At 72.8% G+C, this 17,328-nt stretch carries 16 protein-coding genes; 8 read left to right on the forward strand and 8 right to left on the reverse strand.

The annotated features are described in order from the left end of the window. Positions 1–152: 152 nt before the first annotated feature. Positions 153–1,727, forward strand: a complete 1,575-nt coding sequence (locus AB0A74_RS15240) for a sensor histidine kinase (protein WP_358249714.1) — start codon at positions 153–155, stop codon at positions 1,725–1,727. Beyond that, positions 1,724–2,392, forward strand: a complete 669-nt coding sequence (locus AB0A74_RS15245; RefSeq protein ID WP_358249716.1) for a response regulator — start codon at positions 1,724–1,726, stop codon at positions 2,390–2,392. The genes AB0A74_RS15240 and AB0A74_RS15245 overlap by 4 nt, the downstream gene beginning before the upstream one ends. Here AB0A74_RS15245 and AB0A74_RS15250 read toward each other — a convergent pair. From AB0A74_RS15250 to AB0A74_RS15260, 3 genes are all read right to left on the reverse strand, one after another. Beyond that, positions 2,389–3,927 carry an alpha-amylase family protein gene (locus AB0A74_RS15250; protein ID WP_358249718.1) on the reverse strand — a complete coding sequence of 513 codons (1,539 nt, stop codon included), beginning with the start codon at positions 3,925–3,927 and terminating at the stop codon, positions 2,389–2,391. The genes AB0A74_RS15245 and AB0A74_RS15250 overlap by 4 nt on opposite strands. Continuing rightward, positions 3,924–4,883, reverse strand: coding sequence for a TIGR03885 family FMN-dependent LLM class oxidoreductase (locus AB0A74_RS15255; RefSeq protein ID WP_358249720.1), 960 nt, complete (start codon positions 4,881–4,883; stop codon positions 3,924–3,926). The genes AB0A74_RS15250 and AB0A74_RS15255 overlap by 4 nt, the downstream gene beginning before the upstream one ends. Positions 4,884–4,946: 63 nt before the next feature. Continuing rightward, positions 4,947–5,456, reverse strand: a complete 510-nt coding sequence (locus tag AB0A74_RS15260) for an FxsA family protein (RefSeq protein WP_358249721.1) — start codon at positions 5,454–5,456, stop codon at positions 4,947–4,949. A gap of 107 nt (positions 5,457–5,563) precedes the next feature. Between AB0A74_RS15260 and AB0A74_RS15265 the strand changes: the two genes are divergently transcribed. Further along, positions 5,564–6,946, forward strand: a complete 1,383-nt coding sequence (locus AB0A74_RS15265; protein WP_358249723.1) for a lysine 2,3-aminomutase — start codon at positions 5,564–5,566, stop codon at positions 6,944–6,946. Here the strand turns inward: AB0A74_RS15265 and AB0A74_RS15270 are convergent. Continuing rightward, positions 6,943–8,163, reverse strand: a complete 1,221-nt coding sequence (locus AB0A74_RS15270; RefSeq protein ID WP_358249725.1) for an MFS transporter — start codon at positions 8,161–8,163, stop codon at positions 6,943–6,945. The two genes, AB0A74_RS15265 and AB0A74_RS15270, sit on opposite strands and share 4 nt — an antisense overlap. 70 nt (positions 8,164–8,233) lie before the next feature. Between AB0A74_RS15270 and AB0A74_RS15275 the strand changes: the two genes are divergently transcribed. Then, positions 8,234–8,665 (forward strand): helix-turn-helix transcriptional regulator, encoded by a 432-nt coding sequence (locus AB0A74_RS15275; protein ID WP_358249727.1) that lies wholly within the window; start codon positions 8,234–8,236, stop codon positions 8,663–8,665. Here AB0A74_RS15275 and AB0A74_RS15280 read toward each other — a convergent pair. Next, on the reverse strand, positions 8,640–9,413 hold the full coding sequence (locus AB0A74_RS15280; RefSeq protein ID WP_358249728.1) for a CPBP family intramembrane glutamic endopeptidase: 774 nt from the start codon (positions 9,411–9,413) through the stop codon (positions 8,640–8,642). The genes AB0A74_RS15275 and AB0A74_RS15280 overlap by 26 nt on opposite strands. Positions 9,414–9,547: 134 nt before the next feature. Between AB0A74_RS15280 and AB0A74_RS15285 the strand changes: the two genes are divergently transcribed. Beyond that, complete coding sequence (locus tag AB0A74_RS15285; protein ID WP_358249730.1) at positions 9,548–10,786, forward strand: sensor domain-containing protein; 1,239 nt, start codon at positions 9,548–9,550, stop codon at positions 10,784–10,786. Further along, positions 10,774–11,421, forward strand: a complete 648-nt coding sequence (locus AB0A74_RS15290; protein ID WP_358249731.1) for a response regulator transcription factor — start codon at positions 10,774–10,776, stop codon at positions 11,419–11,421. Before AB0A74_RS15285 ends, AB0A74_RS15290 begins: the two co-directional genes overlap by 13 nt. Here the strand turns inward: AB0A74_RS15290 and AB0A74_RS15295 are convergent. Continuing rightward, on the reverse strand, positions 11,397–13,745 hold the full coding sequence (locus AB0A74_RS15295; protein WP_358249733.1) for a hypothetical protein: 2,349 nt from the start codon (positions 13,743–13,745) through the stop codon (positions 11,397–11,399). The two genes, AB0A74_RS15290 and AB0A74_RS15295, sit on opposite strands and share 25 nt — an antisense overlap. A gap of 96 nt (positions 13,746–13,841) precedes the next feature. Between AB0A74_RS15295 and AB0A74_RS15300 the strand changes: the two genes are divergently transcribed. Both AB0A74_RS15300 and AB0A74_RS15305 read left to right on the forward strand, forming a co-directional pair. Continuing rightward, complete coding sequence (locus AB0A74_RS15300; RefSeq protein WP_358249735.1) at positions 13,842–14,657, forward strand: leishmanolysin-related zinc metalloendopeptidase; 816 nt, start codon at positions 13,842–13,844, stop codon at positions 14,655–14,657. A gap of 24 nt (positions 14,658–14,681) precedes the next feature. Beyond that, positions 14,682–15,284, forward strand: coding sequence for a hypothetical protein (locus tag AB0A74_RS15305; RefSeq protein WP_358249737.1), 603 nt, complete (start codon positions 14,682–14,684; stop codon positions 15,282–15,284). Here AB0A74_RS15305 and AB0A74_RS15310 read toward each other — a convergent pair. Next, entirely contained in the window at positions 15,265–16,059 is a 795-nt protein-coding gene (locus AB0A74_RS15310) for an isocitrate lyase/phosphoenolpyruvate mutase family protein (RefSeq protein ID WP_358249739.1), read from the reverse strand. The two genes, AB0A74_RS15305 and AB0A74_RS15310, sit on opposite strands and share 20 nt — an antisense overlap. Positions 16,060–16,145: 86 nt before the next feature. Further along, positions 16,146–17,327, reverse strand: a complete 1,182-nt coding sequence (locus AB0A74_RS15315) for an esterase-like activity of phytase family protein (protein ID WP_358249741.1) — start codon at positions 17,325–17,327, stop codon at positions 16,146–16,148. Position 17,328 lies beyond the last annotated feature (1 nt).

A 17,328-nucleotide genomic window follows, 5' to 3' on the forward strand; every position in this document is an offset into this window, starting at 1 on the left:
AATGCCTCCACGTTCCCACCGGGGCGTCGTCGCCCTGGTTGGGCGGGAACGGTAGGAGCGGCGCGCCGGCGCGGTAAGGCATCGGTCGTAAGGGCCGTATTGGTCGTTTAGGTCGTGGCCGGTCTCACACGGCGTGCGCCAGAATGCCTGCCATGCGTCGCCGCACCGTCCCCCTCGGGTGGTCCCTGCTCGTGTTGCAGGTGGTCATCGTGCTGGTGACGACGTGCGCGGCGGGTCTGCTGGCGGCGAAGTTGCAGTCCGACCGGATCCGGGAGGCCTACAAGGACCGGATGCTGTCGGTCGCGGAGAGCGTGGCGCGGCTGCCCACGGTCGTGGACGCCTTCGGCGCGCCCGAGCCGTCGGCCACCATCCAGCCGCTGGCCGAGCTGATCCGCAAGGCCTCCGGCGTGACCTACGTGGTCGTCACCGACCGCAACGGCGTCCGCTACGCCCACCCGGACCCGCGGCGGATCGGGGAACGCGTGTCCACCGACCCGAGTTCGGCGTTGTCGGGCAACGTGTTCGTCGGCACCGAGACCGGGACGCTGGGCACGTCGCTGCGGGCGAAGGTGCCGATCCGCGCCGCCGACGGGCAGATCATCGGCATGGCGTCGGTCGGCATCCTGGAGAGCGAGCTGTCCGCGGACCTGGCCGAGGACCTGCCCGAGCTGATCGGCTGGCTGGCCGCCGCGGCGCTGGTGGGCGTGCTGGGCGCGGCGCTGGTGACCCAGTTGGTGCGGCGGCGGACGTTCAAGCTGGAACCGGCCGAGATCGCGCAGCTGCTGGAGACCCGCGACGCGATGCTGCACGGCATCCGCGAGGGCGTGGTCGCCGTGGACGACCGGGAGCGGTTGGCGCTGGTCAACGACGAGGCGATGCGCCTGCTCGGCCTGACCGAGGACCCGACCGGCAGGCCCGCGGCCGAGGTGCTGGAGGACGGCGGCCTGCTCGACCTGGCCCGCGGCGTGGACGACGTGGCCGACCGGCTGGTGCTGGCCGGCGAACGGGTCCTGGTCGCCAACCGCATGACCGCCAAGACCCACGGCCGCCCGGTGGGCGTGGTGCTGACGTTGCGCGACCGGACCGAGCTGCACGACGCGTTGCGGCAGCTCGACGGCCAGCGGACGGTCACCGAGGTGCTGCGCGCGCAGGCGCACGAGTTCTCCAACCACCTGCACGTGATCGGCGGCCTGGTCGAGCTGGACCGGCGGGCGGAGGCCGTGGCCTACATCGAACGCGTCGGCGGGACGGGGTCGCTGACCTCGGACATCATCTCCGGCGCGGTCGCCGACCCGGCGCTGGCGGCCCTCCTGCTGGCCAAGTCGTCCACCGCGCACGAACGGGGCGTGGCGCTGCGGCTGGACCCGTCCTCGGCGGTCGCGGCCCGGACCGGTGACGACGCGTTGACGGTGCTGGGCAACCTGGTGGACAACGCGGTGGACGCCGTGGACCCGGGCGGGACGGTGCGGGTGCTGGTGCGGTCGTCGTCGGACGGGGTGCGGATGGTCGTGGACGACGACGGCCCGGGGGTCGAGGAATCGCAGCGGGGACGGATCTTCACGCTGGGCGTGAGTTCGAAAGCCCCGGAGGGCGCGCACGGGCGGGGGATCGGGTTGGCGTTGGTGTCCAGGGTGGTCACGCGGCGCAGTGGCCGGGTGGAGATCTCCGACTCGGAACTGGGCGGCGCGTCGTTCGACGTGTGGCTGCCGGATGGAGGTGTCCGATGACCGTGCGGACGTTGGTGGTGGACGACGACTTCGCGGTGGCCGCCGTGCACCGGGCGTTCCTGGAGGCGCTGCCGGAGTTCACGGTGGTCGGTGAGGCGCACGGGGGCGGCGAGGCGCTGCGGGCGGTGGAGTCGCTGCGGCCGGACCTGGTGCTGCTGGACATCCACCTGCCCGACATCTCGGGCTTGGAGGTGCTGGCGCGGCTGCGGTCGCGGTCGGGTCCGCCGGTGGACGTCATCGCGGTGACGGCGGCGCGGGAGCGGGAGACCGTGCGGCAGGCCATGTCCCGGGGCGTGGACCACTACCTGGTCAAGCCGTTCACCCGGACGGCTTTCCTCGATCGGATGCGGGAGTACCTGGCGCGACGGCTGGAGGTGCAACGGCTGGGCCAGTGGCTGGACCAGGACGAGGTGGACCAGCTGTTGCAGCACCGGCCGCGGTCGGGCCTGCCGAAGGGCCTGTCGGCGGTGACGCTGCGCCTGGTGACCGAGGCGCTGCGGGACAGTTCGACGGACCTGTCGGCGCAGGAGGTCGGCGAACGCGCCGGCCTGTCCCGCGTCAGCGCCCGCCGCTACCTGGAACACCTGGTGGCGGTGGGCAAGGCGGAAGTCCAACCCCGCTACGGGATGGCCAACCGCCCCGCCCACGGCTACCGGTTGACCTAGGCCCCGTCCGCCCGGGCGCGCAGCCAGCGGCACCCGTAGGGCTCCAGCGCGACCTTCGGCTTCACCGGCTCCTCGGTGAACACGTCCGTCAGCGCACCCTCCACACCGGACAGATCGACCTCGACGTCCCGCTCCCCCAGGTTGTGCACGGCCACCACCGTCCCGCCGTCGATGTCGCACCGGTGCGCCAACACCCCCGGCTCCGGCGTGTCGATCACCTGGAACGCCCCCCAGGCCAGCTCCGGGCAGTCCCGGTAGCCCTTGATCAACTTCTTGATCCACGCCAGCAGCGACCCGTCGTCGTGGCGCTGCTCCCGAGCCGCGTCCCACCACATCGGGGTCCGCACGGCCAGCCGCCCCTCCTGCGACAGGTCCTCGGTCATCCCGACTTCCTCGCCGTAGAACAACACCGGCGTCCCCGGAAGCGTGAACAACAAGCTGTAGACCGTCTTGATCCGCCGCAGGTCCCCGCCCAGCATCGACGGCAACCGCCGCCGCAACCCCCGCCCGTACAGCTGCATGTCGGGCTCCGGGCCGAAGGCGTCGAAGACCTCCTGCCGCTCGGACTCGGTCAGCTTGTCCAGCGTCAACTCGTCGTGGTTGCGCACGAACGTCGCCCAGTGGCAGTCGCGCGGCGGCAGCGGGCGTTCCTTCAACGCGTGGGTCAGCGGGCTGGCGTCCTGGCGCGCCAACGACAAGTACATCTGCTGCATGCCGATGAAGTCGAAGCACATGTGCAACTCGTCGCCGACGCCATCAACACTGCCGAAGAACTTCATCGTGTCGGTGTACGGCAGGTTCACCTCACCCAACAGCACGCCCTCGCCGTTGCGCCGCGACAGGAACGCCCGCAGGTCGCACAGGTAGTCGTGCGGATCGGGGAGGTCCTGGACCGGCGCCTCCAACAGGAACGGCACCGCGTCCACGCGGAACCCCGACAGGCCCAGCTCCATCCAGAACCCCATGACGCGGGCGATCTCGTCGCGCACCTCGGGGTTGGCGACGTTCAGGTCCGGCTGGTGCTTGTAGAACCGGTGCAGGTAGTACTGGCCGGTCTTCTTGTCCAGCTCCCACAGGGACTTCTCCTGGTCGGGGAAGACCACGCCCTGCTCCGCGTCCGGCGGCGGCTGGTCGCGCCACACGTACCAGTTCCGGCGCGGGTTGTCCCGCGACGACCTCGCCTCCTCGAACCACGGGTGCTGGTCGGAGGTGTGGTTGACCACCAGGTCCGCGATCACGCGCATGCCGCGGTCGCGGGCGGTGCGGACGAACTCCACGAAGTCGCCGTGCGTGCCCAGGCGCGGGTCCACGCCGTAGAAGTCGGTGATGTCGTAGCCGTCGTCGCGGTCGGGCGAGGGGTAGAACGGCATCAGCCAGATGCACGTCACGCCCAGGTCGTGCAGGTGGTCGATCTTCTGGGTCAGGCCGCGGAAGTCGCCGTGGCCGTCGCCGTCGGAGTCGTGGAAGGTCTCCACGTCCAGGCAGTAGACGACGGCGTTCTTCCACCACAGGTCGGCGGTCCGGGTGAGCTTCACCGGCCCACCTCCGGCAGGACGTGCTCGCCGAACGCGTCGAGGAACCGGTCCTGCTCCTGGCCGACGTGGTGCAGGTAGATCTCGTCGAAGCCCAGTTCGACGTACCCGGTGATCCGGGCGGCGTGCTCGGCGAGGTCGGCGGAGACGTTGACGGTGCGCGCGACCTGCTCGGGGGTGACGTCCGCGGAGATCACGTCGAACTGCTCGGCGGTGTCGACGTCCCAGCACACCGGCGGGGCGAACACGTTGGACCGCCACTGCTCGTGCGCGGTGGCCAGGGCCTCCTCCTCGGTGGGCGCCCAGCTCAGGTGCACCTGCAGGCACAGCTTGCCGATGCCGCCCGCGCCCCGGTACGCCTCGACGACCTTGCGCAGGTGCTCGGCGGGCCCGTTGACGGTGATCAGCCCGTCGGCCCACTCGGCGTGCTGCCGCGCGGTCTCCACGCTCACCGCCGCGCCCAGCAGCTTGGGTGGCTCCCCGGGCCTGGTCCACACGCGGGCGCGGTCGACGGTGACCAGGCCGTCGTGGCTGACCTCTTCGCCGTTGAGCAGCGCGCGGATGACGTCGACGCACTCGCGCAGCCGGGCGGAGCGGACCTCCTTGCGGGGCCACCGCTGCCCGGTGATGTGCTCGTTGCTGGCCTCACCGGTCCCCAGCGCGGCCCAGAACCGGCCGGGGTACATGGCGGCGAGCGTGCCGATGGCCTGCGCGATGACCGCGGGGTGGTACCGCTGCCCCGGGGCGTTGACCACGCCGAACGGCAGGTTGGTGCCCTCCAGGGCCGCGCCGAGCCACGACCAGGCGAACCCGGACTGGCCCTGGCGGGCGCTCCACGGCGAGAAGTGGTCGGACGACATGGCGGCGTCGAACCCGACCTCTTCCGCGCGCTTCACGGCCCTGAGCAGCTCGGACGGGTGAACTTGCTCGTGCGAGGCGTGCACACCGATGACCGTCATGGCTTGTGTGGTACCCGCGACGGCCGGCCGTGACACCGCGCGATCGGCGGGACCGGGCGGCGGTCAGGTCAGTTCGGGGCGCTGCGCGGTTTTCGGGTCGGCTGGGCGGATGTCGTCGGCGCGGACGTCATCTGGGCGGATGTCGATCACGTCGCCGTCGATCACCACGCCGCCGGCGGTCGGGGGGCGGCCGTGGCGCAGGTTCAGGGTCATCTCGCGTTCGCGCTGCTCGGAGCGGCGGGCGATGCGCTTGCTGATCAGGCGGCGGGTGGGTGGGAAGAGCAGGAACAGGCCCGCCAGGTCGCTGAGGAAGCCCGGCACGATGATCAGGAAGCCGGCGGCCGCGATGAGGACGCCGTCGGCGATCTCCTGGTGCGGCGCGCGGCGGGTGCGCATGGCCTCGGTGAAGGCCGCCATCGTGCGCGCGCCCTCCCGGCGCATGAGCACCGAGCCGACGACGCCGCCCAGGACCAGCAGCCCCAGCGTGGGCAGGAAACCCCACGTCCCGGCCGCCCACACCAAGGTCAGCAACTCGACGGCGAGACCGATCAGCACTACCGCGAACACGCGCATACCTGACCAACGAACGAACGGCCCAAAACTCTCCCTGCCGAAATATTTACGTCGAACGACCCCTCTGGCAGCATATCTTCACGCCACTCAACGGGTAGGGAGCATGGATGACTGCGCTACACGACGTCGTGCCCGCGGTGCCGCGACCCGACCTCCAGCCGTACACCTACGCCCGTCGCGAGCTGATCGAGCCCGACTGGCGGCGGTTCCCCGGCTGGCGGCAGGTCACCGACGCCCAGTGGCGGGACGCCCAGTGGCAGCGGGTGAACTGCGTGAAGAACGTCAAGCAGCTGCGCACCGTGACGGGTGACCTGCTCGACGAGCGGTTCTACGACGAGCTGGCCGCCGACCAGGCGGACCTCGCCACGATGTCCATGCTGGTGCCGCCGCAGATGCTCAACACGATGGCGCCCGACGCCGCGCCCGCGGACTTCACCGACGCGTTCTTCGCCGACCCGGTGCGCCGGTACATGATCCCGGTCCGCTCCGACCGCGACCCGCACTGGCCGAGCCACCCGCACTCGTCGCGGGACTCGCTGCACGAGGCGGAGATGTGGGTGGTCGAGGGCCTGACCCACCGCTACCCCACCAAGGTCCTGGCCGAGCTGGTCTCCACGTGCCCCCAGTACTGCGGGCACTGCACGCGCATGGACCTGGTCGGCAACTCCACCCCGCAGGTGCAGAAGCACAAGCTGCTGCTCAAGCCGGTGGACCGGCAGGACCGGATGATCGACTACCTCAAGCGCACGCCGGGCGTGCGGGACGTGGTGGTCTCCGGCGGCGACGTGGCGAACGTGCCGTGGCCGCAACTGGAGTCGTTCCTGATGCGGTTGCTGGACATCGAGACCGTGCGCGACGTCCGGCTGGCGACCAAGGCGCTGGCGGGTCTGCCGCAGCACTGGCTGCAGCCGCGCGTCGTGGAGGGCATGGAGCGCGTGGCCCGCACCGCCCACCGCCGCGGCGTGAACCTCGCGATCCACACCCACGTCAACCACGCGCAGTCGGTGACCCCGCTGGTCGCGGAGGCGGCGCGGACGGCGCTGGACGTCGGCGTGCGGGACGTGCGCAACCAGGGCGTGCTGATGAAGGGCGTCAACGCGACGCCGGACGACCTGCTCGACCTGTGCTTCGCGTTGCAGGGCGAGGCGAACATCCTGCCGTACTACTTCTACATGTGCGACATGATCCCCAACGCCGAGCACTGGCGCGTGGCGGTGTGGGAGGCGCAGGAGTTGCAGCACGCGATCATGGGCTACCTGCCCGGCTACGCGACGCCGCGCATCGTGTGCGACGTGCCGTACGTGGGCAAGCGCTGGGTGAACCAGGTCGCCGAGTACGACCGCGAGCTGGGCATCTCGTACTGGACCAAGAACTACCGGACCGGCATCGAGCTGGAGGACCCGGACGCCCTCGACCGCCGGTACCCGTACTACGACCCGATCTCGACCCTCGGTGAGGCCGGCCGCGCCTGGTGGGCGAAGCAGGCCTAGCGCGTGACGGGGTCCCGGTGGTCGTCCACCGGGACCTCTTCGCGTGGCAACGCTTTCAGCGCTATCAGTGCGGCCGCGAGCGTGGTCGCGCAGGCCCCGACCACGGCGGCGGGGGTGTTCCCGGCGGCGGCCGCCCCGACCAGCGCGCCTCCGAACGTCGCCACCGCCTCGCCGGTGAACACCGCCGCGCCGACGCGGCCGAGCACGGCGTTCGGGGTGCGGCGTTGCAGCAGGGTCTGGGTGGTGGTGAGCGCGGCCGACCCGAACGCGCCCACCACGACCGCCGCGCCGAGGGCGGTCGGGACGGTCGGCGCGGCGAACAGCAGCGCGTAACCGGCGGCCGTGCCGGTGAGCGCGCCGCCGAGCAGCGGGGCCGGTCGGTGGCGCAGGCGGTGGGTCGCGGGTGCGCCGAGCAGGAAGCCGACGCCGAGACCGGAGAGCACCAGGCCGGTCCGGGTGGGGCCGCCGAGCGCGGTGGCGGTGTGCGGGACGAGCAGCGCGGTGAGGGCGGCGTTCGCGCCCAGGAAGAGCACGGTGACCAGGAACAACGCGCCCGCCGTCCGGTCCCGGCACAGGAACCGCGCGCCCGCGAGCAGTTCGCGCCACCGGCTGGGGTGCGGCCTCCGGCCCCCGTCTCCATTCTCCCACTGGGGTACGACAGTGCGGCTGATGGCGAGGGCCGAGAGCAGGTAGCTCAGGGCGTCCAGGGCCACCAGCGCCTCCCAGCCCGCCAGGCCCAGCAACAGACCGCCCAAGGGCGCGCCGACCAGGCGGATCGTGCCGTCGGTCGCGGTGGTGAGGGAGTTCGCCGCCGACAGCAGCGGGCCGGTGCCCACGATCGTCGGCACGTGCGCCTGCACGGCCGGGCGGAACACCGCCGTACCGACGCCCTCCAGCACCAGCGCCACGTACACCAGCCACACGTCGTCGGCCGCGCGCACCAGCAACAGCAGCGCCACCGCCGCCGCCCGCAGCACGTCCGCCGCCACCAGCACCGCCCGCCGGTCCCACCGGTCCGCCACGGCCCCGGCCACCGCGCCCAGGACCACCGGCGGCAGGAACTCGGCGGCCAGGGTCAAGCCCGCGGCGGTGGGTGAGCCGGTCAGGTGCAGGACGTGCAGCGGCACGGCCACCACCAGCAGCCACGTCCCCAGCGCGCCCACCGCCCGGCCCGCCCACAGCAGCCGGAAGTCCCGCACCCGCAACGCCGTGAACACCGGCAGCCCCCTCTGCGCTATTCTCACAAGATAGCCAGCGGGCTAAGTGTTCTGTCAAGATGAGGTGGCGATGGGTCTCGGGGCACGGTTGCGGGCGTTGCGCGCGGCCAGTGGGCGCACGGTCGCGGCGGTGGCGGCGGACGCCGGGTTGTCCGTCCCGTACGTGGCGAACCTGGAGAACGACCGGGGCAACCCGACCGTGGACGCGTTGCGACGGCTCGCCGAAGCCCTCGGCACGACGCTCAACGTGGACCTCGGCCCCTCCCCCGCCCCACCCGACCTGCCCGCGAGCCTGGTCCGGCTGGGCCGCGGCACGCGGTTCCGGCAGGACGTCGCGGCGCTCGCCCACCACACCGGCACGCCCGAGGACGAACTCGCCGCCGCCCTGCTCGACGTCCTCGCCCGCCTGGGCCGCCTGACCGGCCGCGAACCCGCCGAACGCGACTGGCACCGCCTGCTCGACGCGCTCCTCCTGGTCACCGCTCACCCGTCCGACCGGTGACCAGCAGCCACACCGCCACCACCGCGACCGGCACGCTCAACACCACCGTCACCACGGTCGCCTCCACCCCCGGCAGCAGCGCCCCGACCAGCAGCGACAACACCATGTTGTTGCCCGCGTGCGCCAGGCTCGCCGTCCACACCGTGCCGCTGGCCAGGCGCAACCAGCTCAGCACCACCTCCTGGCACAGGAACGACACCGTCCACACCGACAGTCCGATGAGGACGTTGTCGAACCGGATGTAGTCGGTGAACGCCAACGGGTAGTGCCACACCGCCCAGATGAGCCCGGTGGCGAGCGTCGCCGCCGTCGGCCGGCCCGGGAACAGCCGCAGCCGCAGGTAGCTGGTCCAGCCGAACTCCTCGCCCCAGTACACCGGCGTCAACAGCGGCACCGCGACCAGCAGCACCACGACCAACGACCAGTCCGGCGGGGCGAGGTCCAGCCCGAACGCCACGGCGACCCCCGCCGCCACCGCGACCATCGCGAACGGCGCCAGCCAGGCGAGCAGGTAGTGCCGCCACGCCCGCCGCAACCGCAACGCCAGACCGGCGTCGGCGAACCCCTCCCCGCGCAGCCGCACCACCAGCGCCGCGATCGCCGGCGTGAACGCGAACGGCAGCTGCACCCACGGGCTGACCAGCGAGTACCCGAGCAGGGCCGCGCCGATCATGCCCGCCCAGGAGAAGGCGAAGGTCAGCAGGAGGAACACCCGGACGCCTCGGGTCCGGGTCGCGGTGATCGTCATGCGGGTCAGCCAACCCCGGCACCGGCCGGTCGATCACTACCACTGGACGGCGTCCCGGGGGTATGGCCAGGCCTACCCCGGGACTACGCGCGAACCCACCGACAGCGCGCCGCGCCTGGACTAGCGTCCCCCTGGTGATCTTCTGGAAAGCGTTGCGGCGGCGGGACTTCCTGCTCAGCCGGTGGCCGTGGCGGGCGTTGGTGTTCGTGGCGGGCACGACGGTCGTGGCCGCTGTCGTCGCGGTGCCGGTCGGGCTGTTGAGCATGCCGGGGTTCCTGGCGTTGTCGCCGACGCGGTCGGTCGGTGCGCGGGTGGCGTTCGCGGTGGTGGGGTTGGCGGTGCTGGGCGCGGGGCTGCCGTGGGTGGCGCGCCCGCTCGCGCGGCTGGAGCGGCGGCGGTTGCGACTGCTCGACCCGAGGGCCGTGCCGCACCACCCGCCAACCGGGTACCGGGACGCGGCGACGTGGCGGGAGGTCGCCTACGCCGTGCTGCTGCTGACGTTGGGGCCGCTGGTGTACGTGCCGGCGTTCCTGGTCGCGGCTTCACCGTTCGCGCTGCTCGCCGGGCCGCTGCTGGTGGCGGGCGAGGACGGTCCGGTGGCGCTGGGGTTCGTGGTGACGGACTCGGTCGCCGAGTCGTTCGGGTACGCGGCGATCGGGTTGGCGGTGCTGCCGGTGGTGCCGTACGTGTGGTCGCTGGTCGCCGCCGCGCACGCCGCCGTGGCGCGGGCGTTGCTGCACGACGACGAGCGGCTGGTGGAGGTGGCGCGGTCGCGGGCGCGGCTGGTGGACGGGTTCGACGCCGAGCGGCGGCGCATCGAGCGCGACCTGCACGACGGGGCGCAGGAGAAGCTGGTCGGGCTGACGCTGCGGCTGGGCCTGGCGCGGCTGGACGTGCCCGCCGACTCCCCCGCGCACGAGCACGTCACACGGGCGCACGAGGAGGCGAAGCAGTTGATGGCCGAGCTGAGGGAACTCGTGCGCGGCATCCACCCGAAGGTGCTGGCCGACCGGGGGTTGGCGGCGGCGCTGGAGGACCTGGCCGGCCGGGGGCCGGTGCCGGTGGACGTCCGCGCGGACCTGCCCCGGCTGCCGCCGCACGTCGAGTCCACCGCGTACTTCGTGGTGGCCGAGGCGTTGACCAACGTGGCCCGGCACAGCGGCGCGTCAACGGCGTCGGTCACCGCCTCGACCGCGGACCGGGTGCTGGTGGTGGAGGTGCGCGACGACGGGCGCGGCGGGGCCGACCCGGCGGGCGGGACCGGGCTGACCGGCCTGGCCGACCGGGTCGCGGTGCTCGACGGGCGGATGGCGTTGTCCAGCCCGGCCGGCGGGCCGACGGTGGTGCGGGTGGAGCTGCCGTGGTCCGCGTAGTCCTGGCCGAGGACGGCGTGCTGCTGCGCGAGGGGTTGGCGGGCCTGCTGGCGCGGTTCGGCCTGGACGTGGTCGCCGCCGTCGGGGACGCCGACGCCCTGCTCGCGGCCGTCGCCCGGCACCGCCCGGACCTGGTGCTGACCGACGTGCGGATGCCGCCGGGGTTCAGCGACGAGGGCCTGCGCGCGGCCGTGGCGCTGCGCCGCGACCACCCCGGCCTGCCGGTGGTGGCGCTGAGCCAGTACGTGGACCGCGGCCTGGCCGCCGACCTGCTCGACGCGGGCGGCGGCGTCGGTTACCTGCTCAAGGACCGGGTCGTCGACGTGGAGGACTTCGCGGCCACCCTGCACCGCGTGGCCTCCGGCGGCACGGCCGTCGACCCGGAGGTCGTGCGCCAACTCCTGTCCCGCCGCCGGGACCCGCTGGACCGCCTTTCGCCCCGCGAACGCGAAGTCCTGTCCCTGCTCGCGGAAGGCCTGTCGAACACCGCCATCGCCCGCCGCCTGGTCGTCAGCGAGGCGGCCGTGGGCAAACACGTGGGCAACATCCTGGCCAAACTCGACCTCCCCCCGGACGACGACACCAACCGCCGCGTCCTCGCCGTGCTGACCTACCTGCGCGGTCCGGAGAGGTGAACCCGCGCGAACGGCGGCGTGGTGGCCGGATCGTCGCTGTCCCACCAGGCCTTTGCCGTGTCCCCGTCGGCGGTCAACCCGTACCGGACGATGTCGAGCCATCCCGGATCGTCCTCGGACCGCTCGACAGCCAGGTCGCGCAACGACCTCCAGCCACCCGCATCGGCCGCTGCCCGCGCGAACCGCTCGGCTCCGGCGGCGTCACCGACCGAAGCACGTGCCCGTGCGAGCTCCTCGAACCCGGCCGCATGCCCCGCGGATGCCGCCGTGAGCGCCAAACGCTCGGCGGTGTCCACGTCCCCCGGCGCTCGCAACCGGATCAACTCGCGGTAGCCCTGCGGACTGCCCGCCTGGAGCGCGTCCTGCGCGATGCTCTCGGCCGCACTTCCCTCGCCCGCCTTCTCCCGCAAGCGGGCGAGCACGACGAGCCCTTCCACCCCGCTGACCTCCACGGCGGCACGGGCAAGGCGTTCGGCGTCGCCGAGCTCGCCGCCGCGACACCGGCGCTCGACCAGGAGCTCCAAATACCGTTCGTTGTGGTACGGCTCAAGACGGACAGCGACAAGCGCGTAATGCTCGGCACCCAGCCAATCGCCCGTGTCCAACCGCATCCTCGACAGTTCGTCGGCGGCGTCGGCAGACCCCCGCGCAACGCCGACGTGATAGAGCCGTTCGGCAGCCGCGGAGTCGCCCATCGACTCGCGGAGCATGCCGAGTGACGCCGCAGCGTCGCCCCAGCCGGCTTCGAGGGCGGCGGTGTAGGCCTCTTCGGCTTCTGCCCATCGTCCTTGCTGCTCGTACTCCCACCCGAGCAGCTGGAGCGACTCGGTCTCACCAGCGGCAGCGGATGCCCGGTAGAGGCGTTCGGTTCGCTCGGGATCGCGCGAGACGTCCGCTGACACCAGCTCGCACAACGCGCCCGGGTGGTCGACGGCCGCGTGCGCGTAGCGCTCCGCCTCGGCCTGGCTGCCGATCAGGTGGTGCAGCCACGACAGTTCCGAGAAGGCCTGCGAGTGGCCCGACGCGGACGCCTTGGTCAGCAGTTGGTGGGCGAGGTGCAGCCGTTGGCGCAATTTGGCGCTTTCCGCGAGCGCCGACAACTCCGCGGGCGAGGACGCGTGTTCGAGCAACGCGTCCCAGAAGACCTGCCGCGGGCAGATGGCGCCACGCGTGCGGCGGCCCACTTGGTCGTGGTAGTCCTCCAGTCGGTACCGCGCGGCGACCGGGCCCACGTGGTCGTCGTCGGGGTGGCGTTCCAGCACGAACGAGTGGCCGTCGCCGAGTCGTGCCAGTTCGGAGAGGGCGGCGGTGAACCAGCCCCGGTCCGCGCGCAAGGCCCGGCGTTCACGCTCGCTCAGGTAGGAGAAAGCCGCGTCGTGCAGGAACGCGGCCGGCATCCACTCGCCGTGCCCGAGGCGACGGGCGTCCATCGCGGCGTGCACCACCGCGAGCTGCCCGGCGCCCGCGGTGTCCACACGGCGGAGGAGGTCCGGCACGGCGGCCAGGTACTGGGTGATCGCACCGTCCTCGGTGCGCCTGACGGCTTCGAGCAGCTCCGGGTCACCTGTTGCTTCCGCGGCCCGGCGGTCGAGTTCGGTGAACGTCGAGGGGACGCGCACGACCTCCCCGTCCAGCAGGAGCGCTCGGGCCGCCGCGTGCCCGTCCCGTTCACCGCGTACCGGTCGTCGGGTCAGGGTCTCCCAGTACTCCTGCCACAGGGTCGCCAGGACCAGCACGGGACCGCGGTCCGGGTCCGCGAGCAGCGCGTGCAGGCCCGCGCAGAGCCGGTCACGCACCTCGGGAGGCGGGTCGAGCAGGTACCGCTGAGCCTCGTCGAGCCACACGACCGTGCGCGGAGCGATGCTCGGCACCTCCGCGACCATGGTCGCCGGATCGGCGTAGTGCAACGCCGGCCACATCCGCCAACCCGCCTCCACCAGGTTCGCCTCCGCGCCTTCCGGTCGGTGCAGCAGGGATTCGTAGGCGGCTCGGGTCTTGCCCGACGACGAGTCGCTGACCAGCACCACCAGAGCCGACTCGCCGCGCCGCACCCGGGCGACCGCCGCGTGGAGGACCTGTGTGAACGGGCGCTCGACGTACGCGGGCAGCGCTCCGCGATCGCCGACCACGGCGTCGTGCGGGGCGGTGCGCAGGCCGATCAGGCGCAGGCGCAGACCGCTGATCGCCCGACCCGCCGGCCGCGCCGGGGCGGCCGGACCTCCCGGGCCGGCCAGGTGCACGTCACCGTGCAGCGTGTGGATCTGGAGCGCTGGACCGTGCACGTCACCGCTGACCTCGTTGATCTCCACTCCGGTTGTCCCCAAAGAACGATGTTCGCCCGAACGGGTGAACTGCCGTTACGCCTTGCGGTCGCGGACGACAGAACAGGCACACGACCCGCGGCCGATTGGGGACGGATCATGGCCGAGTACGAAGTCTACGAAGCGCGTGCCGACGCCGGACGTGCGCTGGAGGTGGCCGAGACGACCTCGCCGTTCACCATCACGGTGAGGTTCGTCGGCGGCCTGAGCGAGACGCAGAAGGCGGCGTTCAAGCAGGCCGCCGACCGGTGGGCGCGCATCATCGTCGGGGACCTCCCGGACGTCACGCTCGACGGCGAGCGGATCGACGACGTGCTGATCCTGGCCGAGGGGACCGCGATCGACGGGGTCGGGAACGTGCTCGGCGAGGCCGGGCCGACGCACGTCCGGGTCGGCGGGCCGCCGTGTCGCGGGGTGATGCGGTTCGACTCCGCCGACCTCGCGCAGATGGAGGGCGAGGGCACGCTGGTGGACGTCATCACCCACGAGATGGGGCACGTGCTGGGCATCGGCACGCTCTGGGAAGGGCTCGTGGCCGACCCCGGCTCGCCGGACCCCCGCTACACCGGGCGCGTGGCGATGGTCGAGTACGAGGCGCTGCAAGGGGACGGCGGGTTCGAGACGGTGCCCGTGGAGAACGAGGGCGGCGACGGCAGCCGGGACAGCCACTGGCGCGAGTCGGTGTTCCGCAACGAGCTGATGTCCAGCGCGATCGGCGGCGTCGGCAACCCGATCAGCCGCCTGACCGCCGCCTCGCTGATCGACCTGGGCTACCAGGTGGACCTCGACGCCGCCGAACCGTACCGGCTGCCGACCGGCGGCCCGGAAGCCCTCGAACCGGTGCGGCGGCGCGGGAAGTTCCGGCGGCCGGCGACCACGGTGGTGGCCCCCGAGGAATCCGCTCCCGCCACCTGATCGCGGTGACCTACGCTGCCGCGCGTGACCGACACCGTGACCCTGTGGCGGCCGACCGGGCAGGCCGAGCTGGACCTGGTGGCCGCCTCCGGGTGGCGCGCCTGGCCGCCGCGCCTGCCCGACCAGCCGATCTTCTACCCGGTGGCCAACCGCTGGTACGCCGTGAAGATCGCGCGCGAGTGGAACGTGCCCGCCGAAGGGGTCGGGTACGTGACCCGGTTCGCCGTGGACGCCGCGTTCCTCGCCCGCTACCCCGTCCAGCAGGCGGGCGGTCGGGACGTGCTGGAGCACTGGGTGCCCGCCGAGGACCTGGACGAGTTCAACGCCCACATCGTCGGACCGATCGTCCGCGACGCCGAGTTCCGGGCCGGGGTGGACGGCCCCGACCTGCCCGCCCGGTGGCGCGAGCACCTGGCGGGCGAGTCGTGGTTGCGGGCCGGGTTCCTGGCCGACGGGACGTTCCTGACGGTCTTCCGACCGAACGAGACGTCCGCTGTGGACGGTGGGCTCGTGGTCGGAGTGGACGGTGCCGAGCGGCCGGTCGTGCTGGATGTCGCGACCGGGGTCGTGACCCTCGGCGAGCGGCGCTACGACCTGGGTGCGTTCGTCACACTGCTCGACCGGTGAGCAGGCCGTTCATCAGGCCGTAGTCCACCGCGCCCGCCGGGTACGCCTCGTCGGCCAGCAGCCGCCGCGCGGAGTCCAGGGCCACCCCGTACGCGGCCTCCGCGATGCCCTGGCCCACGCTCACCCGCGCCACGCCCAGCGCGGCCAGTTCGGCGACCGACGGCGAACCCGGCCCGGCCATGACGTTGAGCGGCGCGTCGATCTCGCGGGCCAGGGCCGCGATGGTGTCTGGGTCGGCGACGCCGGGCACGAACACGCCGTCCGCGCCGGCGGCCAGGAACGCCTCCGCGCGGCGCAGGACGGTCTCCACCGTGCGGTCGCCGAAGAAGTAGACGTCGATGCGGGCGTTGACGAACAGGTCCACGCCCGCGTCGGCGGCCACCTCGCGCACCTCCCGCAGCCGGGCGGCGTGCTCGGCGACGTCCACCAGCCGCCCGCCGGCGCTGTCCTCGACGTTGACGCCCACCACGCCCGCCGCCAGCACCGCGCGGACCGTGCCCGCCAGGTCGCCGTACCCGTCCTCGACGTCCGCGGTCACCGGCACCGACACCGCCCGCACCACCCGGGCCACCGCCTCGACCGCCGCCGCCCGGTCCAGGTGTCCCCCGTCGGCCGCGCCCAGGCTCCACGACACGCCCGCGCTGGTGGTGGCGACCGCCGCCGCGCCCGCGTGCTCCACCAGCCGGGCGGACGCGGCGTCCCACGCGTTGGGCAGCACCAGCGCCGGGCCGGTGTGCAGGTCGCGGAAGAGCTTGGCCCTGTCCTGCTGAGACATCTCGCTGACTCCCCCTTGATCGTTGTGCGGGGACCAGCATCGCCGCGCCTCCGGACGTTGTCTGGCCGAAACGCGACATGACCATTTCAGCGCCGCAGGACGCGCGGGTCGGCGTGCAGGCGGTCGGTCAGCTCGACGGTGATGACCTCGTTGTCGTCGGGCCGGCCGGGGGTGCGGCCCGAGGAGAACGGGAAGTTGTTGTCGTTCACCACCACCAGGGTGCGGTCGTCCAGGATCAGCGCGCTCTCGATGGTCGGGAACGGGAACCGGAACGGGTCGCCGAACCCGCCCAGGCCGCGCGGGTTGGCCAGGTCGAGCAGGTCGGCCACCAGGGTCTTGTCCAGCCTGCCGTCCCGGTCGCGGTCGCGCTTGTCGGCCAGGTAGACCTTCTTCACCCGCGCGTCCGCGCCCTGGGCGCTGTCGCGTTCGATGACCAGGAGCCGGTTGCGGTCGACCGCGATGGCCTCGCCGATGGCGTGCGCGGTGGAGTCCAGCGCGTAGGTCCACCGGGTGCCGGTGAAGCGGCTGCCGGCGAGGTCGAACTCGTAGAGCCGCAGGGTGCCCGGCTCGTCACCGGCGACCGTGCCCTCCAGCAGGGCGTTGGCCGTCCTGCCGTCCGGGGACAGCGCGATCCCCTCGAACCCCTTGCTGCCGCCCAGGTTCGCCGGGCCGGCGGGGTTCTCCGGGGCGAACACGCCGGGCGTGGGCACCGGCGGCGCGAGCAGGCGGCCGGCGCGGTCGAAGTGCAGCAGGTACGGGCCGAACTCGTCGCCCATCCAGTAGGAGCCGTCGGGCAGCCGCAGCATGGACTCGACGTCGAGGTCCGCGCCGGTCAGCACCCGGTCCGGGCGGGTCAGCGGGAACGGGACGTGCCCGTCCGGGTCGGTCAGGGTGACGCCGCCGACGACGTCCACGCGGCCGGAAGCGGGGTCGGGGGCGATGCGGTGGATCCGCAGCAGGAAGTCGGCGCTGTTGGCCTTGCTGCCGTACCCGTTGTCGGACAAAGCGTCGAAGGTGCCGTCGGGGTTGCGCAGCACCGAGCTGAAGCCCTGCACCGGCTGGTCGGCGAACGGCGTGGCCACCCCGTTGACCGGGGACAGCGCCGAACCGGACGGCTCGCTGCCGGGCACGAACGTCCGCGCGGGCAGCACCGCGAACCCGGTCAGCTCCGCCCGGCCGAAACCGCCCCCGGCCGGCGCCGCCGCGCCCGGCACCGCGAGCGCGGCCAGCGTGATCAGGGCCAACCCGGCCGCCAACGTCCTGTCCATG

Origin of the sequence: Saccharothrix sp. NPDC042600 (assembly GCF_040647305.1) — a bacterium.
Taxonomy (GTDB): domain Bacteria; phylum Actinomycetota; class Actinomycetes; order Mycobacteriales; family Pseudonocardiaceae; genus Actinosynnema; species Actinosynnema mutabilis.